19 protein-coding genes are annotated in these 22,795 nt (G+C 68.0%); 8 read left to right on the forward strand and 11 right to left on the reverse strand.

The window, feature by feature from the left end; genetic code table 11:
- Window positions 1-53 precede the first annotated feature (53 nt).
- The 5 genes from DMX10_RS12330 to nudC all read left to right on the forward strand — a co-directional run bounded on the left by DMX10_RS12330 (window position 54) and on the right by nudC (window position 7,202).
- A complete protein-coding gene (locus DMX10_RS12330) occupies window positions 54-2,309 on the forward strand; it encodes an arginine/lysine/ornithine decarboxylase (RefSeq protein WP_111261337.1) in 2,256 nt (751 codons plus the stop codon).
- A 52-nt stretch (window positions 2,310-2,361) separates the two neighbouring features.
- Window positions 2,362-3,687, forward strand: a complete 1,326-nt coding sequence (locus DMX10_RS12335) for an amino acid permease (RefSeq protein WP_178082944.1) — start codon at window positions 2,362-2,364, stop codon at window positions 3,685-3,687.
- 150 nt (window positions 3,688-3,837) lie between these two features.
- The gene (locus tag DMX10_RS12340; protein WP_111261339.1) at window positions 3,838-4,650 is read left to right on the forward strand and encodes a crotonase/enoyl-CoA hydratase family protein; all 813 of its coding nucleotides are present in this window, start codon (window positions 3,838-3,840) and stop codon (window positions 4,648-4,650) included.
- Between the two features lie 39 nt (window positions 4,651-4,689).
- On the forward strand, window positions 4,690-6,369 hold the full coding sequence (locus DMX10_RS12345; protein ID WP_111261340.1) for a ferrous iron transporter B: 1,680 nt from the start codon (window positions 4,690-4,692) through the stop codon (window positions 6,367-6,369).
- Entirely contained in the window at window positions 6,369-7,202 is an 834-nt protein-coding gene (nudC, locus tag DMX10_RS12350) for an NAD(+) diphosphatase (RefSeq protein ID WP_111261341.1), read from the forward strand. The genes DMX10_RS12345 and nudC overlap by 1 nt, the downstream gene beginning before the upstream one ends.
- Here the strand turns inward: nudC and DMX10_RS12355 are convergent.
- Window positions 7,179-7,955 (reverse strand): TSUP family transporter, encoded by a 777-nt coding sequence (locus tag DMX10_RS12355; RefSeq protein ID WP_111261342.1) that lies wholly within the window; start codon window positions 7,953-7,955, stop codon window positions 7,179-7,181. The two genes, nudC and DMX10_RS12355, sit on opposite strands and share 24 nt — an antisense overlap.
- 99 nt (window positions 7,956-8,054) lie before the next feature.
- Here DMX10_RS12355 and DMX10_RS12360 point away from each other — a divergent pair, with 99 nt between their 5' ends.
- On the forward strand, window positions 8,055-8,705 hold the full coding sequence (locus tag DMX10_RS12360) for a hypothetical protein (protein WP_111261343.1): 651 nt from the start codon (window positions 8,055-8,057) through the stop codon (window positions 8,703-8,705).
- Between the two features lie 77 nt (window positions 8,706-8,782).
- Here the strand turns inward: DMX10_RS12360 and DMX10_RS12365 are convergent, their stop codons facing one another.
- The 4 genes from DMX10_RS12365 to DMX10_RS12380 all read right to left on the reverse strand — a co-directional run bounded on the left by DMX10_RS12365 (window position 8,783) and on the right by DMX10_RS12380 (window position 11,939).
- Window positions 8,783-9,550: an SDR family oxidoreductase gene (locus DMX10_RS12365; protein WP_111261344.1), complete on the reverse strand. Its 768-nt coding sequence runs from the start codon at window positions 9,548-9,550 to the stop codon at window positions 8,783-8,785.
- A 25-nt stretch (window positions 9,551-9,575) separates the two neighbouring features.
- On the reverse strand, window positions 9,576-10,646 hold the full coding sequence (locus DMX10_RS12370; protein WP_111261345.1) for a phosphotransferase family protein: 1,071 nt from the start codon (window positions 10,644-10,646) through the stop codon (window positions 9,576-9,578).
- A gap of 208 nt (window positions 10,647-10,854) precedes the next feature.
- The gene (locus DMX10_RS12375) at window positions 10,855-11,169 is read right to left on the reverse strand and encodes an SCP2 sterol-binding domain-containing protein (protein ID WP_021221784.1); all 315 of its coding nucleotides are present in this window, start codon (window positions 11,167-11,169) and stop codon (window positions 10,855-10,857) included.
- Window positions 11,170-11,228: 59 nt separating this feature from the next.
- Window positions 11,229-11,939, reverse strand: coding sequence for a histidine phosphatase family protein (locus DMX10_RS12380; RefSeq protein WP_111261346.1), 711 nt, complete (start codon window positions 11,937-11,939; stop codon window positions 11,229-11,231).
- Between the two features lie 209 nt (window positions 11,940-12,148).
- On the opposite strand from DMX10_RS12380, the gene sohB reads away from it, so the two are divergent.
- A complete protein-coding gene (gene sohB, locus DMX10_RS12385) occupies window positions 12,149-13,174 on the forward strand; it encodes a protease SohB (protein WP_111261347.1) in 1,026 nt (341 codons plus the stop codon).
- A gap of 37 nt (window positions 13,175-13,211) precedes the next feature.
- Here the strand turns inward: sohB and DMX10_RS12390 are convergent, their stop codons facing one another.
- On the reverse strand, window positions 13,212-13,649 hold the full coding sequence (locus DMX10_RS12390) for a hotdog fold domain-containing protein (protein ID WP_111261348.1): 438 nt from the start codon (window positions 13,647-13,649) through the stop codon (window positions 13,212-13,214).
- A gap of 110 nt (window positions 13,650-13,759) precedes the next feature.
- Here DMX10_RS12390 and DMX10_RS12395 point away from each other — a divergent pair, with 110 nt between their 5' ends.
- Window positions 13,760-14,338, forward strand: a complete 579-nt coding sequence (locus tag DMX10_RS12395) for a TetR/AcrR family transcriptional regulator (protein ID WP_111261349.1) — start codon at window positions 13,760-13,762, stop codon at window positions 14,336-14,338.
- Between the two features lie 489 nt (window positions 14,339-14,827).
- On the opposite strand, the gene DMX10_RS12400 is transcribed toward DMX10_RS12395, so the two are convergent.
- The 5 genes from DMX10_RS12400 to DMX10_RS12420 all read right to left on the reverse strand — a co-directional run bounded on the left by DMX10_RS12400 (window position 14,828) and on the right by DMX10_RS12420 (window position 22,794).
- The gene (locus DMX10_RS12400; protein WP_111261350.1) at window positions 14,828-15,328 is read right to left on the reverse strand and encodes a DUF934 domain-containing protein; all 501 of its coding nucleotides are present in this window, start codon (window positions 15,326-15,328) and stop codon (window positions 14,828-14,830) included.
- On the reverse strand, window positions 15,312-16,970 hold the full coding sequence (locus DMX10_RS12405; RefSeq protein WP_111261351.1) for a nitrite/sulfite reductase: 1,659 nt from the start codon (window positions 16,968-16,970) through the stop codon (window positions 15,312-15,314). Before DMX10_RS12405 ends, DMX10_RS12400 begins: the two co-directional genes overlap by 17 nt.
- A 226-nt stretch (window positions 16,971-17,196) precedes the next feature.
- On the reverse strand, window positions 17,197-19,212 hold the full coding sequence (locus tag DMX10_RS12410; protein ID WP_111261352.1) for an SWIM zinc finger family protein: 2,016 nt from the start codon (window positions 19,210-19,212) through the stop codon (window positions 17,197-17,199).
- Window positions 19,209-20,333 carry a VWA domain-containing protein gene (locus DMX10_RS12415; RefSeq protein WP_111261353.1) on the reverse strand — a complete coding sequence of 375 codons (1,125 nt, stop codon included), beginning with the start codon at window positions 20,331-20,333 and terminating at the stop codon, window positions 19,209-19,211. Before DMX10_RS12415 ends, DMX10_RS12410 begins: the two co-directional genes overlap by 4 nt.
- A complete protein-coding gene (locus tag DMX10_RS12420) occupies window positions 20,326-22,794 on the reverse strand; it encodes a DUF5682 family protein (protein ID WP_146603008.1) in 2,469 nt (822 codons plus the stop codon). Before DMX10_RS12420 ends, DMX10_RS12415 begins: the two co-directional genes overlap by 8 nt.
- Between the last annotated feature and the right edge of the window lies 1 nt (window position 22,795).

The following is a 22,795-nucleotide window of genomic DNA, read 5'->3' on the forward strand; positions in this document are numbered from 1 at the left end:
TTCTACCCTGAGGGCACAGGCGGGACGACCCCCGCCGCCCTCGGGAAGCCTGCATGTACAAAGACCTGAAGTTCCCCATCCTCATCGTCCACCGCGACATCAAGGCCGACACGGTCGCCGGTGATCGCGTGCGCGGCATCGCCCGCGAGCTGGAGCAGGACGGCTTCGCCATCCTCTCCACCGCCAGTTCCGCCGAAGGGCGCATCGTCGCCTCCACCCACCATGGCCTGGCCTGCATCCTCGTCGCCGCCGAAGGCGCGGGCGAGAACCAGCGGCTGCTGCAGGACGTGGTCGAGCTGATCCGCGTGGCCCGGGTGCGCGCACCACAACTGCCGATCTTCGCCCTGGGCGAGCAGGTCACCATCGAGAACGCCCCGGCCGAAGCCATGGCCGACCTCAATCAACTGCGCGGCCTGCTCTACCTCTTCGAAGACACCGTGCCCTTCCTCGCCCGGCAGGTCGCCCGCGCCGCGCGCAACTACCTCGAAGGCCTGCTGCCGCCGTTCTTCCGCGCCCTGGTGGAGCACACCGCGCAATCCAACTATTCCTGGCACACGCCCGGCCACGGCGGTGGCGTCGCCTACCGCAAGAGCCCGGTCGGGCAGGCGTTCCACCAGTTCTTCGGCGAGAACACCCTGCGTTCGGACCTTTCCGTCTCGGTGCCCGAGCTGGGGTCGCTGCTGGACCACACCGGCCCGCTCGCCGAGGCCGAGGCCCGCGCCGCGCGCAACTTCGGTGCCGACCACACCTTCTTCGTGATCAACGGCACCTCGACGGCGAACAAGATCGTCTGGCACTCCATGGTCGCCCGCGACGACCTGGTGCTGGTGGACCGCAACTGCCACAAGTCCATCCTCCACTCGATCATCATGACCGGCGCCATCCCGCTGTACCTCAGCCCGGAACGCAACGAGCTGGGCATCATCGGGCCCATCCCGCTCAGCGAGTTCAGCCGCGAATCCATCCAGGCCAAGATCGACGCCAGCCCCCTGGCCCGGGGCCGGGCGCCGAAGGTGAAGCTGGCGGTGGTGACCAACTCCACCTACGACGGCCTCTGCTACAACGCCGAGCTGATCAAGCAGGCGCTGGGCGATGTGGTGGAGGTGCTGCATTTCGACGAGGCCTGGTACGCCTACGCCGCCTTCCACGAGTTCTACGACGGGCGCTACGGCATGGGCACCCGGCGCACCGACGACGGCCCGCTGGTGTTCACCACCCATTCCGCCCACAAGCTGCTGGCGGCCTTCAGTCAGGCCTCGATGATCCACGTGCAGGACGGCGGCAGTCGCCAGCTGGACCGTGACCGCTTCAACGAGGCGTTCATGATGCACATCTCCACCTCGCCCCAGTACGGCATCATCGCCTCGCTCGACGTGGCCTCGGCGATGATGGAAGGCCCCGCCGGGCGCTCGCTGATCCAGGAGACCTTCGACGAAGCGGTGAGCTTCCGCCGCGCCCTGGCCAACGTTTGGCAGACCCTCGATGCCCAGGACTGGTGGTTCGATATCTGGGAACCGCCGCAGGTGGAGGGCGCCGAGTCGGTGGCGACCCGCGACTGGTTGCTGCAGCCGGGCGCCGACTGGCACGGCTTCGGTGACGTGGCCGACGACTACGTGCTGCTCGACCCGATCAAGGTCACCCTGGTCACACCCGGCCTCAGCGCCGATGGCAAGCTGTCCGAGCAGGGGATTCCCGCCGCCGTGGTGGGCAAGTTCCTCTGGGAGCGCGGGCTGGTGGTGGAGAAGACCGGGCTCTACTCCTTCCTCGTGCTGTTCTCCATGGGCATCACCAAGGGCAAGTGGAGCACGCTGCTCACCGAGCTGCTGGAGTTCAAGCGCTCCTACGACGCCAATGCCCCGCTGACCAGCGCGTTGCCCTCGGTGGCCCGTGCCGGTGGTGCCCGCTACCAGGGGCTGGGCCTGCGCGAGCTGTGCGACGAGCTGCACGCCTGCTACCGCGACAACGCCACCGCCCGCGCCATGCGGCGCATGTACACCGCGCTGCCGGAGCTGGCGATCAAGCCCTCGGAAGCCTACGACAAGCTGGTGCGCGGCGAGGTCGAGGCGGTGCCCATCGAACAGCTCCAGGGGCGCATCGCCGCCGTCATGCTGGTGCCTTACCCGCCGGGCATCCCGCTGATCATGCCGGGCGAACGCTTCACCGCCGAGACCCGCTCGATCATCGACTACCTGGCCTTCGCCCGGACCTTCGACACCTGCTTCCCCGGCTTCGATTCCGATGTCCACGGCCTGCAGCACGACGACAGCCCCACGGGGCGCTGCTATACCGTTGACTGCATCAGGGAATGACGAGCCTGGGGGCGCGATGAGCGAGGAAAGACCGGCGAGCCGGGCAGGCACCATGGGGTTCTGGACCTGCACCGCGCTGGTGGTGGGCAACATGATCGGCTCCGGGGTCTTCCTGCTGCCCTCCAGTCTCGCGGCCTATGGCGGCCTGAGCCTGTTCGGCTGGCTCATCTCCAGCACCGGGGCGGTGATCCTGGCCCTGACCTTCGCCCGCCTGGCCCGGCTCAACCCCGGTGCCGGCGGGCCCTACGCCTATACCCGCGACGGCTTCGGCTCCTTCGCCGGCTACCTTTGCGCCTGGACCTACTGGAAGGCCGCCTGGATCGGCAACGCGGCCATCTCGGTGACCCTGGTGGGCTACCTGCAGGTGTTCTTCCCGGCCCTGCGCGACCCGCTGCTGACAGTCGCCACCGCCATCGGTGCCATCTGGCTCTGCACCCTGATCAACCTGCGCGGCATCGGCGCCTTCGGCCTGGCGCAGAACATCCTCACCGCCCTCAAGCTGATCCCCTTGCTGCTGGTGGGCGTGCTCGGCTGGTTCTCCTTCCACCCCGAGTACCTGCGCATCCCCGCTGTCAGCGAGCTGCCGCCCGGTTCCGGCGGCTACGCCAAGGCCATCGCCACCACGGCGGCGCTGACGCTCTGGTCCTTCATCGGCCTGGAGTCCGCCACCGTGCCGGCCGATCACGTGCGCGACCCCAAGCGCACCATCCCCCGTGCCACCGTGTTCGGCACGCTGGTGGCGGCGGCGGTCTACATCCTCTCCATCACCGCCGTGCAGGGCGTGCTGCCGCCCGAGGTCCTGGTGCGCTCCACGGCGCCCTTCGCCGATGCGGCGCGGGTGCTGATCGGCGACTGGGGCTACCACCTGGTGGCGGCCGGCGCGGTCATCGCCTGCCTCGGCGCGCTCAACGGCTGGGTGCTGCTGCAGGGGCAGATCCCCATGGCCACCGCGCGCGACGGCCTGTTGCCCGAGTCCCTGGCCAGGACCAACAAGCACGACGTGCCGGCCAACGGCCTGCTGATCTCCGGCGTGCTGGTCACCGCCCTGGTGCTGGTGGACGGGCAGGGCGACCTGGTGGACGTGTTCAACGTGATCATCCTGCTCGGCACCATGACCGGCGTCGTGCCCTACGCCTTCTGCACCGCCGCGCTGCTGCAGCAACTGGCGGTGCAGCCGGGGGACTTCTCCGCCAGCGAGCGGGGCCGCCTGGTGGCCATCGGTGTGCTCGGTTTCGCCTACTCGATCTGGGCGCTCTACGGCACGGGCGAGCAGGCGATCTTCTGGGGATTCCTCGTGCTCATGGCCGGCATCCCGCTCTACACCTGGCGCCAGTGGCGCAACCGGGTGCACGGGGAGGCCCTTGGCTCGCGTCGTTGAGCGGCGTTGCAAGCGGCTTGTCACTGCCATGGCGTGTCCTGCATCACAGAGGTCGCCTTCGACTTTCATCGAACGCTTGATATAGTTGCCGGATTCAAAAAACCTGAAATTTCTGACAGGCCAGCACCAGAACTGGCGAGGATGACTGCCGTGTCCGACTACAAAGCCTTTCGCGTAGAACTGGCAGACAAGATTGCCCACGTCGAAATAAACCGCCCCGAGAAAATCAACGCCATGAACGCGGATTTCTGGGTCGAGATCATCGACATCTTCCGTTGGGCGAGCGAGAACGACGAGGTCCGCGTGGTGGTCCTCTCCGGCGCCGGCAAGCACTTCTCCTCGGGCATCGACCTGATGCTGCTGGCGTCGGTCGGCGCCCAGCTGGGCAAGGATGTGGGGCGCAACGCCCTGGCGCTGCGGCGCAAGATCCTCGAACTGCAGGCCTCCTTCAATGCGGTGGACACCTGCAGCAAACCGGTGCTCGCTGCCATCCAGGGCTACTGCCTGGGCGGCGCCATCGACCTGATTTCCGCCTGCGACATGCGCTACTCCACCACCGATGCCCAGTTCTCCATCAAGGAGATCGACATCGGCATGGCCGCCGACGTCGGCACCCTGCAGCGCCTGCCGCGCCTCATCGGCGACGGCATGATGCGCGAGCTGGCCTACACCGGGCGCACCATCGACGGCGAGGAGGCCCGCTCCATCGGCCTGGTCAACCGTACCTACGCCGACCGCGACGCGCTGCTGGAAGGGGTCTTCGCCCTGGCCCGCGAGATCGCCGCCAAGTCGCCGGTCGCCGTGCGTGGCACCAAGGAAATGATCCGCTACATGCGTGACCACCGTGTCGACGACGGCCTCGAATACATCGCCACCTGGAATGCGGCGATGCTGCAATCCGCCGACCTGCGTGTGGCCATGGCCGCCCATATGAACAAACAGAAGCCGGAATTCGCCGACTGATGCTGTACGAGAACTCCGCGCGGGAGGCGCGCTAGACCCATGGTCACTGGAGCCACTTCCCTGAGCCTGGTGCGCGACGAGCTGTTCGCCACCATTGAACAGGCCGAACAGAGCCTCGAGCAGTTCATCGTCGAGCGGCAGAACGGCAGCCTGCTGCAACAGGCCGTGGAAAGCCTGCAGCAGGTGCGCGGCACCCTGAACCTCATCGAACTCACCGGCGCCGAACTGCTGGCCCAGGAAGTCCTGGACCAGGCGACCGACATCCCCGCCGGTGTCGGCGAGGAGCGTGACACCCAGCTGGCGGCCCTGAGCAATGCGCTCTACGTCCTGCGCCGTTACCTGGAGAACGTCGACGCCCATCGCCAGGAAATGCCCGAGCTGCTCCTGCCGGCGATCAACGAACTGCGCCAGGCCGCCGGCCAGCCGGCGCTGCCGGAAAGCTTCTTCTTCAGCGTGCGCCTGGACCAGGCGCGCGTTCCCGCCGCCGCCAACCTGCCCGAGACCGGCGCCCAGGACCTCCTGGCCCGCCGCCTGCGGCAGATGTACCAGGTGGGCCTGCTGGGCTTCATCCGCGAGCAGAACACCCAGGCCAGCCTGAAGCTGATGGGCCGCGCCCTCGGTCGCCTCGACAGCCTCTACGCCATCGATCCGCGCGCACGCCTGTGCTGGATCGGCGCCGCCGCCGTCGAGGCCGTCCTGGACGGCCAGCTGCTGCCGCGCAAGGCTCGCAAGCAGCTGTTCTCGCGCATCGACCGCGAGCTGAAGCAGCTGCTGGCGAACGAGCTCTACGAGGCGCCCCGCAGCCTGCAGAAAGAGCTGCTCTACCTCGTCGCCCTGGCCGATACCCAGGGACCCCGTGCGAGCGAGCTGCGCACCGTCTTCGGCATGACCGCGCTGCCCTTCACCGACCACCTGCTGGAAGAGGAATACCAGCGCCTGGCCGGCCCGGGGCAGGCAGTGATGCGTTCCCTGTCCTCGGCCATCCGCGAGGAACTGGCCAGCGTCAAGGATGTGCTCGACCTGATCGAGCGCGGTACCGCCCAGGCGGACAGCTTCGGCAGCCTTCACGCGCTGCTGGGCAAGCTGGCCAAGACCCTCGGCATGGTCGGCCAGACCTCCGCCGCCAATGCGCTGCACGCCCAGTTGCCGGTGGTGGCGGGCTGGAGCGAGGCGACGCCGGCCGCGCCCGAGTCCCTGCACAAGCTGGCGGACGCGGTGCTCTACGTGGAAAGCATGGTCGCCGACCTGGAGCGTGGCGAGCGCCGCGAAAGCCGCCAGGCCGCCGCCCAGGCGATGACCGAGTCCGAATCCTTCGCCCAGCACCAGCTGACCGAGGCGCGCATTGTGGTCATCGATGAGGCCCAGGCGGGCCTGGCCATGGCCAAGCGCGCCATCACCGCGTACCTCGAGTCCAACGGCGACAAGCTGCACCTGGCCAACGTGCCCCTGACCCTGCAGGCGGTGCGTGGCGGCCTCTGGTTCCTCGGCCAGGAACGTGCGGCCCTGCTGGTGGGCGCCTGTGGCGACTTCATCCAGAAAGACATGATCGAAGCGCCGCAGATGCCGTCCGAACAACTGCTGGAAACCCTGGCCGATGCGCTGACCAGCCTCGAGTACTACCTCGAGGGGGGCGGCGTGCTGCGCCCCGACGCCCAGCCGAGCGTGCTCGACCTGGCCGCCGAGAGCGTTCGCGCCCTGGGCCTGTCGGTGGCTGCCTGATGGCTGGCGAACGCTGGCAGCCCGGCCTGCTCGATGCCGGTCGCACCGGTGGCTGGGCCCTGGCCCATTGCCGCCAGCAGTTCCTCGCCGATGGCAACGGCGTGCTGTTCCCCCGGGAATGGCTGAAGCGCCAGGACCTGCCGATCCTCTCCGAACACGGTATCGGCCATTTCGATGGCGACGAGATCTACCTGCTTGAGCTGGCGAGCACCGCCGAGGTGCCCGGCAGCGCCTGGGTCGGCCTGCGCCAGCTGATGATGCAGGGCGATCCGGACACCTTCCGCATGCTCGGCTTCGCCACCCAGATCGGCACCTGGGCCGACCATCACCGCTTCTGCGGCAGCTGCGGCGCGCGCATGAGCCAGGTGAGCGGCGAGCGTGCCATGCATTGCCAGAGCTGTGGCGTGCACCATTACCCGCGCCTGTCGCCGAGCATGATCGTGCTGGTGACCCGTGGTGATGAGCTGCTGCTGGCGCGTTCGCCGCGCTTCGTCAGTGGCGTCTACAGCACCCTGGCCGGTTTCGTCGAGCCGGGCGAATCGGTGGAGCAGTGCGTGGCGCGCGAGGTGCGCGAGGAAGTCGGCGTGGAGATCGCCACGCCGCAGTACATCGGCAGCCAGAACTGGCCGTTCCCGCATTCGCTGATGCTCGGCTTCCACGCCGAGTACGTCAGTGGCGATATCGTCCCGCAGCCCGGCGAGATCGAGGACGCCCAGTGGTTCTCCATCCATGACCTGCCGCCGTTGCCGGCGAGCAAGTCCATCGCGCGCTACCTGATCGACCTCTACCTGGCGCGCCGCCTGGGCCACTCAGAACCAGTGCTGCCAGGCTAGCCGCGCAGTCAGCGCCAACACCACGCAGATGAATACCGGGCGGATGAACTTCGCCCCGCCGCTGATGGCCGTGCGTGCGCCGAGGAAGGCGCCCGCCATCAGGGCGATGCCCATGCTGATGCCCAGCAGCCAGGCCACCTGGCCACCGATCACGAACACCGCGAGTGCCACGCCATTGCTGACGAAGTTCATGGTGCGGGCCACGCCGCTGGCGCGCACCAGGTCGAGGGGGTAGAGCAGCAGGCTGCTGACGGTCCAGAAGGCGCCCGTGCCAGGGCCGGCGACGCCATCGTAGAAACCCAGGCCCAGGCCCTGGGGCCACTGGCGACGGCGGGGAATGGGAGCGTCCACGGCGTGCTGGGCGTCCGGCACCTTGCCGAACAGCAGGTACAGGCCACAACCGAACACCACGGCGGGGAGCATCTGGTTCAGCCAGTGGGCCGGCAGCCAATGGGCGATGACGGCGCCGATGGCCGCGCCTAGGGCCGTGGCGATCAGCGCGCCGCGCCATTTGGCCGGCTCGAACAGCTTGCGCCGGTAGAAGGTGTAGCTGGCGGTGGCCGAGCCGAAGGTGGCGCACAGCTTGTTGGTGCCCAGCACCAGGTGGGGCGGCAGGCCGGCGGTGAGCAGGGCGGGAATGGTCAGCAGGCCGCCGCCGCCGGCGATGGCATCGATGAAACCAGCGATGAATGCGACCGCCGCCAGCACCAGAAGGGTGACGGGGTCGACGGCGAAGTCGAGAGGGAAGGGCATAAATGCTCGATCTGTGTCCGATTGCGCAGCGCGGCAACTGGTCGCTGCGCCGGGAGGTCCGCATAATGCCGGCTATTTTGCACAGAAGGAAAGGGTTCCATGCAGTACGACGGCCTGGCCTGGGGCATTGCCCTGCTGGCTCTACTCGCGGCGGTGGTCGCCGCGCGCATCCTCTTCGATCGCAGCTGGTTCCTCGGCTGGTTGCGCGGCACCGTCGGGCTGGTATTCCTCGCCCTGGCGCTGCTGGTGGGCACCGTGGCCTGGGACCTGACGCGCTACGAGCCGTTGCATGCCGACAAGCCCATCGTCACCCTCAATTTCAAGGCGCTCGGCCCGCAACGCTACGAGGTGACCCTGCTCGAGGGGGGCAACGAGCGCAGCGTGCTGCTGGACGGCGACCTGTGGCAGCTGGACGCGCGCCTGCTGCGCCTGAAGGGCCTGGCCGAGCTGATCGGGCTGCAGCCGGGCTACCGCCTGGAGAAACTCTCCGGCCGCTTCCTCGCCATCGAGGAGCAGCAACTGGCGCAGCACCCCGAGGCGGAGCTGGCTGCCAGCCCCTATGGCATCGACCTGTGGCGCTGGCTGCGGCTGAACCAGCGCGACCTGTTCCTCTTCGATCCGCAGGCGCAGCGGGTGACCTACCTGCCGATGGCCGATGGCGCGGTCTACTCCGTCGCTCTTTCGCCCACCGGCCTGCTGGCCCAGCCGCTCAACCCGGTCGCCACCCAGGCGCTCAAGGACTGGCGCTGATCGGCCCTGCATCACCCGTGTCGATGCGCAAACAAAAAGGGAGCCCGGAGGCTCCCTTTTTCATGGGCGGGGTGGCCTCAGGAGAGGAAGCCGCCGTCCACGTTCAGTGCCACGCCGGTGGTGTAGCTGGAGGCGTCGCTGGCGAGGTAGAGCACGGTGCCGGCCATCTCGCTCGGATCGGCCACGCGTTTGAGCGGGATGCGCTGCAGGGCGACGTTGAGGATGGCGTCGTTCTTGGTCAGGGCCGAGGCGAACTTGGTGTCGGTCAGGCCCGGCAGCAGGGCGTTGCAGCGGATGCCGAACTGCGCGCATTCCTTGGCGAAGACCTTGGTCATGCTGATGACGGCGGCCTTGGTCACCGAGTAGATGCCCTGGAACTCGCCCGGGGAGACGCCGTTGATGGACGCGACGTTGATGATGCTGCCACCCCCGTTCTGCTTCATCAGCTTGCCGCCTTCGATGGACATGAAGTAGTAGCCGCGGATGTTGACGTCGACGGTCTTCTGGAAGGCCGACAGGTCGGTGTCCAGCACGTTGCAGAACTGCGGGTTGGTGGCGGCGTTGTTGACCAGGATGTCGAGGCGGCCGAACTGTTCGCGGATCTGCGCGAAGACGCTCTGGATCTGTTCCATCTCGCCGATGTGGCAGGCGATGGCGGTGGCCTTGCCACCCTCCGCGATGATGGCGTCGGCGATGGCCTGGCAGCCGTCGATCTTGCGGCTGGAGACGATCACGTGGGCGCCCTGCTGGGCCAGCAGCTTGGCGATGGCCTCGCCGATGCCGCGGCTGGCGCCGGATACGAAGGCGATCTTGCCGTCGAGGTCGAACAGGTGGGTCTTGGACATGGGGTTCCCCTTGTTGTGAGCCGTGTTACAGCCGTGATTTGCCGATGACCTGCAGGCTCATCTGCTCCAGCAGCTTGTTCATGTGGATGAACTGTGCGAAGCGCTTGTCCTGGGTCTGGCCGTGGAAGAAGCGGTAGTAGATCTGCTGCACGATGCCGGCCAGGCGGAACAGGCCGTAGGTGTAGTAGAAGTCGAGGTTGGTGATCGGCGGCAGGCCGGCGCGCTCGGCGTAGTAGTCGGCGAACGCCTGGCGGCTGAGCATGCCCGGCAGGTGGCTGGGCTGGCGGCGCATCAATTGCACCGGCGCCGGGTCGGCGGCTTCGATCCAGTAGGCGAGGGTGTTGCCCAGGTCCATCAGTGGGTCGCCGATGGTGGTCAGCTCCCAGTCGAGCACGCCGATGATGTTCATCGGGTTGGCCGGGTCGAGGATCACGTTGTCGAAGCGGTAGTCGTTGTGCACGATCGCCGGCTTGTGGTGGTCGGCCGGCATCTTGTCGCGCAGCCAGGCCTTGACCGGCTCCCAGGTGGGCGCATCGGGTGTCAGGGCCTTCTCGTAGCGGTCGCTCCAGCCCCCGATCTGGCGCTGCACGTAGCCTTCCGGCTTGCCCAGGTCACCCAGGCCGCAGGCGTTGTAGTCGACGTTGTGCAGCTCGACGAACTTGTCGATGAAGTTCTTGCACAGCTCGCGGGTCTTGGCTTCGTCGAGGTTCAGCTCGGCCGGCACGTCCGCCCGCAGGATCACGCCCTTGACCCGGTCCATCACATAGAACTCGGCGCCGATCACCGACTCGTCGGTGCAGTGCACGTAGGCTTTCGGGCAGTAGGGGAAGCCGTCGTTGAGCTGGTTGAGAATACGGAATTCGCGGCCCATGTCGTGCGCGGACTTGGCCTTGTGGCCGAAGGGCGGCCTGCGCAGGACGAACTCGCGCTCCGGGTATTCCAGCAGGTAGGTCAGGTTCGAGGCGCCACCGGGGAACTGGCTGATGCGCGGCGTGCCGGTCAGGCCGGGGATATTGGCCTTGAGGTAAGGATCGATGGCTGCGGCGTCGAGCTCTTCGCCTTCGCGGATGCGGGTGGACTGATCAGTAAGCGTCATGCTTATCCCTTCTACTTATGATGAGGGCCCGAGATTATTCGCTAATCTAATGCCGCCCCGAGGGCGTCACAAGGGCGAAGGGCCGTTATAGGCAGGCGTGTTGCAGCACAATCAAACTGCCTGATTAGCCCGGATTCACCTGCGCCGGGCGAAAAAAAACCGGAGCCCTGGGACTCCGGTTTCCTTTGTTCCTGGTCAGCTCGAAAGCTTAGACCGGGAAGAGCTCGCCGAGCTTCATGGCGAGCATCATGTCGCCTTCGGCGCGCAGTTTGCCGCCCATGAAGGCCTGCATGCCGTCGGTTTCACCGGTCATGATGCCGACCAGGGTCTCGGTGCTCATGATCAGGGTGACGTTCGGGTTCGGGGCATCGCCTTGCTGTACGTCGCAGGTGCCGTCCTTGACGACCAGGTAGTGGTTGTCGCCATCTTCGATGTTGAACTGGAATACCAGGTCCAGGCCAGCGGCGGCACCGGCGTTGAACTTGGACTGCATGTTTTTGACGATGTCAGCAACTGTGGTCATGGTTCTATCCTTTATTTTTCAGGTTTTTCTAGCGGCCCGGGAGCCGCAGTGGGCCGTGCTCATCGATAGGTGATGAGCTCCGGCGCCCTCAACAGTTCCAGATGCACATGACTGTTGAAGGAAGCTAGCGCCACTTCGCTGCCACGGAACTTCAGGCGCGAGAGCGAAGTATTGACGATCTGCCAGTTGAGTTCGAATGCGCGGTCCGCCGGCACGCCGGCCACATGGTGGAGCAGGGCGGTGATGGTACCGCCGGAGGTGAAGACCGCGATGTTCTGTTTGCTTTCGGCGTGTTGCAGCACACGTTCCAGCCCGCCCGCGACCTGGTCGTGGAAGGCCTGCCAGCTCTGCAGCTCGGTGCTGTCGTAGTCGCCCGCCACCCAGCGCAGCACCAGCTTGGAGAACAGGCGCTGGAACTCGGCGCGGTTCTGCGGGGCGTTGCGCATGATGTGCAGGGCTTCGGGCTCCTGCTCCAGCAGGCTGGGCAGCAGTGCGCGGATCACGGCGTCTGCGTCGAATTCGTTGAAGGCCGGGTCGGTGTCCACGGCGGGTGCGTCCAGGCCGGCGGCACGGAAGCGCGAAAGCGCGGCTTCGGCGGTGTGTTGCTGGCGCTGCAGGCTGCCGGCGACGCAACGGTCGAGGCGCAGTCCGAGGCCGGCGAGATGGTCGCCGAGGACTTCGGCCTGGCGAACTCCGACGGCGGAAAGCACGTCGTAGTTATCGGCGCCGAATGAAGCCTGGCCATGTCGGATCAGGTAGATGCTGCCCACGTACGCTGCCGTCCCGGGACGTTGAAAGTTTCGCGAGGTTATGGGGAAGCTCTGGGGCTGTCAACGAAAAAACATACGCTTGTTTGAATGCATTCCCGCTATTTATTAAGCGGTTTTTCCGTCTCTGGTGGATGACCGATGGGGGCGGGTATGCTTGGCCGGTTTCGCGCCTGCCACAGCGGGCGTCAGTCGATCCCAAAGGGGGTGTTGTGGAGTTCCTAGCCGATTACGCGAGCTTTCTCGCCAAGACGATAACGCTGGTGGTGGCCATCCTGGTGGTCCTGGTGGCGATAGCTGCCGTGCGCGGGCGAGGGCGTCGCGCGGGCGGTGGCCAGCTGGTGGTGACCAAGCTCAACGATTTCTACAAAGGGCTGCGCGAGCGCCTGGAGCACTCGCTGCTGGACAAGGACCGCATCAAGGCCCTGCGCAAGGAAGAGGCCAAGGCCGCCAAGGCGGCGAAGAAGGCCGGCGAGCAGAAGCCGCGGGTCTTCGTCCTCGACTTCGACGGCGATATCAAGGCCTCGGCCGCCGAGCAGATGCGCCACGAGATCACTGCGCTGCTGACCCTGGCCACCCCCGCTGACGAAGTGGTGCTGCGCCTGGAAAGCGGCGGCGGCATGGTGCACAGCTACGGCCTGGCCTCCTCGCAGCTGGCGCGCATCCGCCAGGCGGGCATCCCGCTGACCGTGTGCGTCGACAAGGTCGCTGCCAGCGGCGGCTACATGATGGCCTGCATCGGCGACAAGGTGCTCTCCGCGCCCTTCGCCATCCTCGGTTCCATCGGCGTGGTGGCGCAGCTGCCCAACGTGCACCGCCTGCTGAAGAAGCACGACGTCGACTTCGAGGTGCTCACCGCCGGCGAATACAAGCGCACCCTCACCGTGTTCGGCGAGAACACCGAGAAGGGCCGGGAGAAGTTCCAGGAAGACCTGGAGACCACCCACGAACTGTTCAAGAACTTCGTCGCCCGCTACCGCCCGCAACTGGCCATCGACGAGGTGGCCACCGGCGAGGTCTGGCTGGGCATGGCCGCGCTGGACAAGCAGCTGGTGGATGAGCTCAAGACCAGCGACGAGTACCTGGCCGAGCGCGCCCGCGAGGCCGACCTGTTCCTGCTCAACTTCATCGAGAAGAAGAGCTTGCAGGAGCGCTTCGGCCTGGCCGCCAGCGCGGCCGTCGACCGGGTGTTGCTGAACGGCTGGGGTCGCCTCAGCCAGCAGCGCTTCTGGCAGTGAATGAAAGAGGCCCGGAGTGATCCGGGCCTCTGCGCTTTCACGCCTTGCTCAGGTACATGGTGATCTCGGCGCGCAGCACGGCGGTGTCGCCGACATAGGCCATGACCGGGACCTTGATATCGCCCAGCACCGACCAGTCCACCGCGCTGCCATCGGCCACCGCGCGCACGTCGCCATTGGCCTTGGCCAGGTATTCCACGGTCATGCCGCGGGGAATCCAGCGGGTGCCGGCGGGGATGGAGGCGTCGGTCATGGTGCCGGCCACCAGCTCGGCGGCGTTGCACAGGGCGATGGCGTGCACGGTGCCGATGTGATTGAGCACCTCGCGACGCTTGGGAAAGGTGATCTCGGCGTAGCCCGCGCGCAGTTCGACAAACTGCGGGGCGATGCTGGCGAAGTAGGGGGCGACCTGGCCGATCATCGCGCTGAACTGCGCTGCACCGGCCTGCTGGAACATCTGCAACATCTGGCTCATGGGTTCCGATTCTCTCGTGAGTGGATTGAAGATGAGCGCGCGCCGCAGCAGTATACGAGTATTAGAAAAGAATTCTAGAATTATATTCTAGTCATTTCACCGGGAGTTCCATGGCTCGTTCCTCGCGCAAAGACGACATCCTCCAGGCCGCCCTCCGGTGCTTCACCGAGGAAGGCGTGGACGCCACCACCATCGAGATGATCCGCGACCGTTCCGGCGCCAGCATCGGCAGCCTCTACCACCACTTCGGCAACAAGGAGCGCATCATCGGCGCGCTTTACCTCGCCGGGGTCGGCCAGTACGCCGCGCTGCTGCAGGAGGGGCTGGCCAGGGCCGCCGATGCCGAGGCCTGCGTGAAGCTGCTGGTCACCGCCTATATCGACTGGGTGGTGGCCAACCCCGATTGGGCGCGCTTCGTCCTGCACAGCCGCTCGCGGGTGGAGGCGGGGGAGGTGGGCGACCAGTTGCGCGAAGCCAACCGCGAACACCACGCGCGCATCCTCGCGGCGTTGCAGGGGCACCGTGAGGCGGGTGCATTGCGGGCCCTGCCCGAGGACTGCTTCGCCTCGGTGGTGATCGGCCCGACCCACGACTTCGCCCGCAACTGGCTGGCCGGTCGCACCCGCACGAGCCTCGCCGACTGTCGCGACCTGTTGGCCCAGGTGGCCTGGGAAAGCGTGCGGGCGTGAAGCGGTGATCGGCAGGCCAGGTTGAGGACGCAGACACGATCCACGCACCGTTGGGCCTCGCTGCGCTCGGCGCCAACCTACGGTGCCACACCCACCTAAGGAGCTGGCCGGTGCGTAGGGTGGATGACGCTCCTTTCATCCACCAGGCGGTGCTGCAGGGAGGCGCGGAGTCAAGGCAGCCCTGCGGCCTGCTTGGCGACTGAAGTCGCCCCTACAGGCTGTGTTTGGCCTGTAGGTCGGGTGCGAGCCGGCGTTTGCTGTGATGGGTTTCGCTACGCTCTACCCATCCTGCGGCGCCGAGCCAACCCACGGTGCCGACCGATGCGCAGGGTGGATGGCGCTCTTTGATCCACCAGGCGATGCCTGGCCTGGCACAGGGTCCGCCCCATGAAACGGCGTGCGCCCCGGGCTGAAGCCCGTTCCACGTTGGCAGGTTCACGCCCAATAAAAAGCCCCGCAGGTGCGGGGCTTCTTCTTCGGCGGTGCGGCTCAGGCCGAGCGGCGGCGGAACAGCGGCAGGGGCTGGTCGCTGGACGCCTGGTAGACCTCGGAGTAGTCCTCGAACGCCTTGAGCGCGTCGTAGGGGTCCTTGTCCGCGCGCAGGGCGAAGGCATCGAAGCCGCAACGCTTGAGGGCGAACAACTGGTCGCGCAGCACGTCGCCGATGGCGCGCACTTCACCCTTGTAGCCATAGCGCTCGCGCAGCAGGTAGGCGGTGGAGGAGTGGCGGCCGTCGGTGAAGGCCGGGAAGTTCAGGGCGATGACCTTGAAGTTGTCCAGCTGGTCGGCGATCTCCTCGATCTCCTCGTCCGCATCCAGCCAGACGCCGAGGCCACCGTCGCGGGCCTTCAGCGCATGGGCGTGATCGCGCCACAGGGACAGCGGCACGATCAGGTCGTCGCAGTTGGACAGGCCGTCGAGGGTCGCGTCCTTGTCCAGCAGGTGCCAGGTCTCGTCGATGACCTGGTTGTTCTTAATGATTCGCTGCATAAACGCGCTCCTTGAAGGGGTCGATGCCGATGCGGCGATAGGTGTCGAGGAACTGTTCTTCCTCGGTGCGCTTCTCCACGTAGACGTCGATGATCTTCTCGATCACATCGGGCATGGCTTCCTGGGCGAAGGACGGGCCGAGGATCTGCGCCAGGCTGGCGTCGCGGCCGGCGCTGCCGCCGAGGGACACCTGGTAGAACTCCTGGCCCTTCTTGTCCACGCCGAGGATGCCGATGTGGCCCACGTGGTGGTGGCCGCAGGCGTTCATGCAGCCGGAGATGTTCAGGTCCAGGTTGCCGATGTCGAACAGGTAGTCCAGGTCATCGAAGCGACGCTGGATGGCTTCGGCCACCGGGATCGACTTGGCGTTGGCCAGGGAGCAGAAGTCGCCGCCCGGGCAGCAGATGATGTCGGTCAGCAGGCCGACGTTCGGCGTGGCGAAGCCCAGCTCGCGCAGCTCGTTCCAGAGGGTGAACAGCTGAGCCTGCTCGACGTCGGCGAGGATGATGTTCTGGTTGTGGCTGTTGCGCACTTCACCGAAGGCGTAGCGGTCGGCCAGGTCGGCGACGGCATCCAACTGCTTGTCGGTGATGTCGCCGGGGGCGACGCCGGTGGGCTTGAGCGACAGGGTCACGGCGGCGTAGCCGGGGCGCTTGTGGGCGATCACGTTGCGCTGGCGCCAGCGGGCGAAGCCCGGGTGCTCGGCATCGAGCCGGGCGAGGGCGGCGCTCTGGTCGTCCAGGGCCTTGTAGGCGGGGTCGACGAAGTGCCTGGACACGCGCTCGACTTCCGCCTCGGTCAGGGTGGTCGGGCCGTCCTTCAGGTGCGCCCACTCGGCGTTTACGCGCTCGGCGAACACCTCGGGGGTCAGCGCCTTGACCAGGATCTTGATGCGCGCCTTGTACTTGTTGTCCCGGCGGCCGTAGCGGTTGTACACGCGCAGGATGGCGTCCAGGTAGCTCAGCAGGTGCTGCCAGGGCAGGAATTCGTTGATGAAGCTGCCGACGATCGGGGTACGGCCCAGGCCGCCGCCGACGGAGACACGGAAGCCCAGCTCGCCGGCTTCGTTCTTCACCGCTTCCAGGCCGATGTCATGCACTTCGATGGCGGCGCGGTCGGTCACGGCGCCGTTGACGGCGATCTTGAACTTGCGCGGCAGGTGCGAGAACTCGGGGTGGAAGGTGGACCACTGGCGGATGATCTCGCACCAGGGGCGCGGGTCCACCAGCTCGTCATGGGCGACGCCGGCGAACTGGTCGGTGGTGGTGTTGCGGATGCAGTTGCCGCTGGTCTGGATCGCGTGCATCTGCACGGTGGCCAGCTCGGCGAGGATTTCCGGCACGTCTTCCAGCTCCGGCCAGTTGAACTGGACGTTCTGGCGGGTGCTGATGTGGGCGTAGCCCTTGTCGTAGTCGCGAGCGATCTGCGCCAGCTTGCGTACCTGGGTGGAGGAGAGCAGGCCATAAGGCACCGCCACGCGCAGCATCGGCGCGTAGCGCTGGATATACAGGCCGTTCTGCAGGCGCAGGGGGCGGAACTCCTCGCCTGAGAGTTCCCCGGCCAGGTAGCGGCGGGTCTGATCGCGGAACTGCTTGACGCGGTCCTCGACGATCCGTTGATCGTACTCGTCGTATACGTACATGAAATGTCCTGTTGTCAGGCTGCTTGCAGCTTTTCTGCGCGCACGGCCGCGCACTCCTGTCGGAGCCGGGGGAAGATACCAGCTCAGGGTTATGCGCAAAAGTGATGTTTGAGTATATGTAAAGAACTGGAATGCATAAGGGCGGCGCCGAGCATAACCACGGCGCGCTGCCACCGGGATCAGCGCCGGAATGGTTCCCGACGGGCAGTTCCAGACGCCTCTGGCCTTACCCCAGGGCCAGCAGCCGGACCATCAGATGGCTGCTGGCCAGCAGCGCTTGCGGGGACACGTCGGCGGGCTCGCGCAGCTGCCGCAGGTGCTGGGCGAGCAGTTCGACGCCGGCGGCGCTGGCCAGTGTTTCCTGCTGCTGGAGCACCTCGCGCTGGTGCCGGGACAGCTGTTGGCGGCCGCAACTGGCGAGGGACTCCAGCACGTCCAGGGCCGGCTCCACCAGACGTGTGGCCAGGCTGGGCGTTTCTGCAGCGACGGCCAGCGGGCGCTGGCGGTCGAGCAGGCGCTGGATGCGCTCGAACAGCCGTCGGTTGAGGCTCAGGCCGCCACGGATCACCGACTCGAAATCCAGCGACAGGCAGCGCAGCTCGCCGCTGTCGGCGATCAGCAGCGCCAACGGCTCCAGGGTGCGGCGCCGGCCATCCAGGCGCGGCCGGACCAGCACCGCGCGGATGTCGTCGCGGGCCTTCTGGGCGCGCTCCAGGTTGTCCAGGCGATCGCGACGCTCCGCCGTGCAGGGCAGCTCCAGGGTGATGGCCTCGCCCTGGTCGTCCTCCAGCGTCCAGCACAGCGCCTGGTGCACCTCGTCGAGCACCGCCTCGTGGCATCGGGTTGGGCGCAGCAGCAGGCTGGTCGGGGCCTCGGCGCTGAGCGCGGCGCTGTCCTCCAGCCGTTCGCGGAGCGTGCTCCAGCGCCCGATGCCCAGGGTGCCGAGGCGCGGGTCCTGTCCGGACCAGTGCGGCTGGGCTTGGCTGCGGCTGTCGCCATGGCTGGCCAGGCGTCCGTCGTCGGCCTGGCGGGGCGAGAGGAGGCGCAGCGGCGACCGGCACAGCAGCTGCGGCGTGGATTTCCACAGTGCCTGCTGGCTCCAGGCCGATTCGCGGCGAAAGCCCGGGTCGTTGTTGTCAGGGCGTGCCAGGCTGGCTTCGCGCACTTCACCTTCCTGCAGGTCCCAGAACGCCAGGGTCAGGCCGCGAGCGCCACCGGGCGTGGTCCACCAATGCCCGCCTAGGGGCAGCAGGTCGAGCGTGGCTCCGGCCTGGTAGTCGCGACGCAGGCGGCCACGCAGCGCGGGCAGGCGTGCGGCGTCGGCCTGTTGCAGGGCGGTTGCCAGGGCGTGCACCTGGGCCATCTGCACCAGGACCTCCCGTTCGCCGATGTGGTCATCGCGGTCGGTAAGGCGGCCGATCTGCCCGCCCAGGGTGCGCAGCCGGGCGGCGAGACGCGGCAACCCCTCGGTACGGGCGGACAGGTTGAGCATGCGCAACTGCACGGCGCTGGCCTGGCTGGCGTGGGACAGCCCCTGGCGCAGCAGCTCCTGCAGCAGCGCCTGGATGCTGGCGAGCAGCTCGCGCTCCGCCGGGCTCAGTTGCACGGGGTCGAGCGCTGGTGCGTCGCTGTCGGCCGGCCACTCCCAGGGCTGGCCCAGCCCCTGGAACAGCAACGCCAGCGCGGCCAGGTGCAGGGCCTTGCGTTCGTTTTCCCGGCCCTCCGAAAGCATGCCGTCGAAGCCGCCTCCGGCCAGGTAGATGACCTCGCAGGCCAGCGCCGGCAGGTGGATCACCAGGCGCCGGCCGTGGCTCTGGTGGCGGGCCTCGCCCAGCTCCCCCAGCCATTGCCGGGCCTTGCGCGTGGCCGCCTTGCCGGCCTGCTTCTGCAGCCGTTGCGGTTCCAGCGCCAGGGCCTCGCGCAGCGCGATGTCGGCATCGTCTGCCGGCGCTTCTTCGTCGGCGGGCGCCGTGGGGTGTTCACGCAGCCAGATCACGGCCGCGAGGATGTGCTTGCAGCAGCCGTTGGCGGGGCAGGTGCAGCGCGCCGCGTCGATGCCGGTCGCATCCAGGCGTACCTGTTGGCCATCGGCTTCCACCAGGCCGCCCCGCTCGTCGTTCTCCAGCCAGCGCAGCTTGCCGGCCTCCACGTCCTTGGTGGCGCGGCGCAGCAGGCCGGCGTTGGCCAGCACCTCCAGCGCGGCATCGTCGTAGCTGCGGTAGCGGTCCTGCCAGGCGCTCATTGCATCACCTCGGCCAGCCACTGGGCGAAGTGCTCCGGGGTCAGCGCGGCGATCTGCATGCCGCGGTCGGCGAGGCGTTGCCCCATGGCCGGGTCGTAGACCGGCTGGGCGCCGTCATCCAGAGCGGCGAGGCCCAGCAGCCTGACCCGCGCTTCGTTGAGGCGTGCCACGCAGGCCAGCAGCGGGCCCACGGCGGCGCCTTCCTCGAAGTCGCTGATCAGGGTGAGCACGGTGCGTTGCGGGTTCTCCACCAGCTGCTCGCAGTAGCGCATGGCCTTGCCGATGTCGGTGCCACCGCCCAGTTGCACGGTCAGCAGCACTTCCACCGGGTCGTGGGCCAGGTGGCTGAGGTCCACGACCTGGGTGTCGAACAGCACCAGGCGCACGCGCACGCTGGGCAGGCTGGCGAGAATGCTGGCGCAGATGGCGCTGTACATCACCGAGTCGAGCATCGAGGCGCTCTGGTCGACGCAGAGGATGATGTCCCAGGGCAGTTGCCGGCGTACGCGGGCGTTGAAGCGCGGCGATTCGATCAGCAGGCGTTTGCGCTGCGGGTCGTAGTGCTTGAGGTTGGCGGCGATGGTGGCGCGCCAGTCGAAGTTCTGCGCGTTCTTCACCAGCGAGCGGCGGAAGCGGTTGCGCCGTCCGTGCAGGGCGTTGGTGAAGCGGTTGCGCAGGCGCTGGAGGATTTCCTCCACCACGCGGGTGATCAGCTGGCGCACGGCATCGCGGGTTTCCGCGCCCAGGCGCCCGCGCACGCCGAGCAGGGCCTTGGCCAGCGCCGGGCTGGGTTCGAGGGTGGCCAGGCTGTTCGGGTCGGTGAGCAGGGCGCTGATCTCGTAGCGCTCGATGGCCTGTACCTGCAGGCGCTCGAAGGTGGAGCGGGGGAACAGCGTGCGCGCCTGCTCCAGCCAGTTCAGCGCGGTCAGCTGGCTGTCGTCCAGCGAGCCGCCACGCCCGCCCTGGACGTGGCCGCGACGCTGGTATTCACGGTTGTAGAGGTAGTCGAGGGTCTTCTCCAGGCGCGCGTCGGCGGCGTCGAACTTCGCTTCGTGCAGCGCACGGTCGGCGTAGCGGCCGAGGATCAGGCGCCAGCGGCGGGCGGCTTCCAGGTCACTCATGGTGGGTCTCCTGGGCCCAGGCCAGCAGCCCGTCGCGCTCCAGCGAGCGCTTGAGCGCCAGCTGCAGGGCGGCGCCGGCGAGCAGGTCGTGGCTGTCGAGTTCGTGGTGGGCGCTGTCGAGGGCGGCCCCGGTGATGCCGTTCAGCTGCGCCAGGTGGTCGGCCAGGCGCCCGGTTTCGCGGGGCTTGAGGCGGGTGAAGGCGAGGCGCAGGTCCGGCAGGTGACGGACGAAGGTGGCCTCGTCCCAGTCCGCCACCAGGGCGTTGAGCCGGTGGGCCAGGTCATCCACCCGCAGGATCAGCTCCGGTGCGGCCTGCAGCAGCCCGTTCAGGTAGCGCACCGCGCCTTCGCTGTCGGCGCCGGTGCCGAAGCGCCGTTGCAGGGCGTCGGCCAGTTGCTCCTCGCTGCTGCGCCCGTCGATGAAACGCAGCGCGTCGAGCGCCCCGGCGATGCCGGCGGGGGCCACTGCCTGCAGGCGGTCGAGCGTCTCGTGGAGCGATGCCGCCTGCAGGGCCAGGCCGGCCTGGCTGCCGCCCAGGTGGAGGAACTCGCGCAGGCCGAGCAGGGCGTCGGTGGCGGCGCTTTCGCGTTCGGCTTCACAGGTGGCGAGGCCGGGTAGCAGGAACAGGGCGGCGGGGAGGATGCGTTGCAGCAGCGCCGGGAGCTGCGGGTACTCGTCCAGGCCGAGCAGTTCGCGGCCGCGCCAGAGGTGCAGCAGGCGCTGGCCGCAGGTCACCACGGAGGCCAGCTCCGGGTCTTCGTCCAGGTGCTCGGCCAGGCGGTCGAACAGCCGTGGCAGTTGCTCGCCGAGGCCGATCGACCCGGCTCGGGCGAGCAGTTGCGCAGCGCGGCTGGCACTGCGGCCCTGGCCGCTGGCCTGCAGCGCCTGCTCTTCGTCCAGCAGGCGGCGGATGGCGACCTCACGCAGGCTGCAGCCCAGCTCGGAGCGTTCGATCAGGCGGGCTTCGACCACCGGTGACCAGGCGTAGTCCCACTCCTCGAAGAGCAGGTCCAGCCCGGTGCCGTTGACGAAGTCCGGGCCGCCCTGGTGGCGGGCGAAGCCGCTGTCCAGGTAGGCCATCAGGTGCAGGAAGCGGCTCCGCGCGCGGTGCCGGGGCTTGCGGTAGAGGTCCAGTCGGGCGCGGCGCTGGAGGCTGTCGCTGAGGTCGAGGCGATGGCCCAGGGCCAGGCGCCGGGCTTCTTCCACCAACGGTGGCGCCAGGCTCGACGGGGGGATGTCGCCCAGGCGGTTGCCGCCCAGCTGGTTCTTCACGGCGTCGAGGAAGGCGGCCTGGCCGTCGTCCAGGCTGCCCTTGACGAAGCAGGAGTGGATGGCGTCGAGCAGGTCGTAGCGCCCCGGCCCGGGGTGCTGGCGCAGGGCGGCGAGGCCAGCGGCCTGCTGCGCGGCCTGGCTGACGCTGGCGAAGGACAGGGCGTCGGCCAGCTTCCGCTCGCGGGTTTCGGCGGCGATGGCGCTGAGGATGCGCGCGGCGATGCGCTGGCGCGCCAGGGCATCGGCCGGGTGTTCCAGCAGTGCCTCCCAGACCCGCTGGTGGTAGGCCGGCGAGGGCATGCCCGAGGCGTAGCCGTTGAGGGCGTCGAGGCGGTCGAAGCTGTAGCGGATCAGCCAGGCCTGGCTGTCGCCGGTGGCGGCGGGTGTGGCGGCGGGCGGACTGTCGCTGGCCAGCGCCTCCACCAGGGCGAGGGTGTGGAAACCGCCGGTGACCACCAGCAGGGGGCCGTCGCAACGCGCCCGCCAGTCGCGGATGCAGGCGAGCATGTGCGCCTCGCGGGGCAGGGAGCCCTCGGCGGCCAGCACGTCGTCCTCGTAGTCGAGGCGTGCCATGGAGCACCAGGCGAAGGCGTCGCCGAACAGCGTGCGCCAGTCCTGCAGGGCGTCCGCGCCGCGCAGTTCGAACAGGTGCTCCCAGAGTTCGTCATGGTCACGGCAATGGGCTTCGCGGGCCAGCGCCGCAAGGTAGGCGCTGTGGGCCAGGTAGCGCTCGGCCATCAGGCTGCGGCTCTGCTGCGGGTCGTCCTCGACGGCCACCTGGTGGGCCCAGGGCAGGTCGATGAAGGCCAGCCGTGCGCCGAGGCGATGACCTTCGCGCAGGGCCTGCCATTCCGGCGAGTAGTCGCAGAAGGGGAAGAACGCCGAGCGCGGTGGTGCGTCTGCCGTGGAGCCGCTGCGGTGCTGGGAGAGGATGGCCAGGGGCGGGCGGCTGCGCGGGTCGAGCAGGTCGGGAATCAGGGCGTCGAAGTCGGCCGGCCCCTCGATCAGCACCGCTGCCGGGCGCAGTTCGTCCAGCTGCGCGCGCAGGGCGAGGGCGCAGGCCGGGCTGTGGTGGCGCAGCGGCGCGAAGTGCACGCCGGCTGCTGCCAGCGCCCGGCGGTTGCGCTCGGCGGCCTGCAGCCGCGCGGGCAGGCGCGGATCGGCGGCGGGGCTCGATTCGGGCGGCATG

It is taken from the genome of Pseudomonas sp. 57B-090624 (assembly GCF_003234055.1).
GTDB lineage: Bacteria > Pseudomonadota > Gammaproteobacteria > Pseudomonadales > Pseudomonadaceae > Metapseudomonas > Metapseudomonas tohonis.

Excerpts from the sequence above, each read along its gene's own strand:
- DMX10_RS12330 (WP_111261337.1), top strand. The coding sequence starts at position 54 with ATGTACAAAGACCTGAAGTTCCCCATCCTCATCGTCCACCGCGACATC.
- DMX10_RS12335 (WP_178082944.1), top strand. The coding sequence starts at position 2,362 with ATGGGGTTCTGGACCTGCACCGCGCTGGTGGTGGGCAACATGATCGGC.
- DMX10_RS12345 (WP_111261340.1), top strand. The coding sequence starts at position 4,690 with ATGGTCACTGGAGCCACTTCCCTGAGCCTGGTGCGCGACGAGCTGTTC.
- nudC (WP_111261341.1), top strand. The coding sequence starts at position 6,369 with ATGGCTGGCGAACGCTGGCAGCCCGGCCTGCTCGATGCCGGTCGCACC.
- DMX10_RS12355 (WP_111261342.1), bottom strand. The coding sequence starts at position 7,955 with ATGCCCTTCCCTCTCGACTTCGCCGTCGACCCCGTCACCCTTCTGGTG.
- DMX10_RS12360 (WP_111261343.1), top strand. The coding sequence starts at position 8,055 with ATGCAGTACGACGGCCTGGCCTGGGGCATTGCCCTGCTGGCTCTACTC.
- DMX10_RS12365 (WP_111261344.1), bottom strand. The coding sequence starts at position 9,550 with ATGTCCAAGACCCACCTGTTCGACCTCGACGGCAAGATCGCCTTCGTA.
- DMX10_RS12370 (WP_111261345.1), bottom strand. The coding sequence starts at position 10,646 with ATGACGCTTACTGATCAGTCCACCCGCATCCGCGAAGGCGAAGAGCTC.
- DMX10_RS12375 (WP_021221784.1), bottom strand. The coding sequence starts at position 11,169 with ATGACCACAGTTGCTGACATCGTCAAAAACATGCAGTCCAAGTTCAAC.
- DMX10_RS12390 (WP_111261348.1), bottom strand. The coding sequence starts at position 13,649 with ATGAGCCAGATGTTGCAGATGTTCCAGCAGGCCGGTGCAGCGCAGTTC.
- DMX10_RS12395 (WP_111261349.1), top strand. The coding sequence starts at position 13,760 with ATGGCTCGTTCCTCGCGCAAAGACGACATCCTCCAGGCCGCCCTCCGG.
- DMX10_RS12400 (WP_111261350.1), bottom strand. The coding sequence starts at position 15,328 with ATGCAGCGAATCATTAAGAACAACCAGGTCATCGACGAGACCTGGCAC.
- DMX10_RS12405 (WP_111261351.1), bottom strand. The coding sequence starts at position 16,970 with ATGTACGTATACGACGAGTACGATCAACGGATCGTCGAGGACCGCGTC.
- DMX10_RS12410 (WP_111261352.1), bottom strand. The coding sequence starts at position 19,212 with ATGAGCGCCTGGCAGGACCGCTACCGCAGCTACGACGATGCCGCGCTG.
- DMX10_RS12415 (WP_111261353.1), bottom strand. The coding sequence starts at position 20,333 with ATGAGTGACCTGGAAGCCGCCCGCCGCTGGCGCCTGATCCTCGGCCGC.
- DMX10_RS12420 (WP_146603008.1), bottom strand. The coding sequence starts at position 22,794 with ATGCCGCCCGAATCGAGCCCCGCCGCCGATCCGCGCCTGCCCGCGCGG.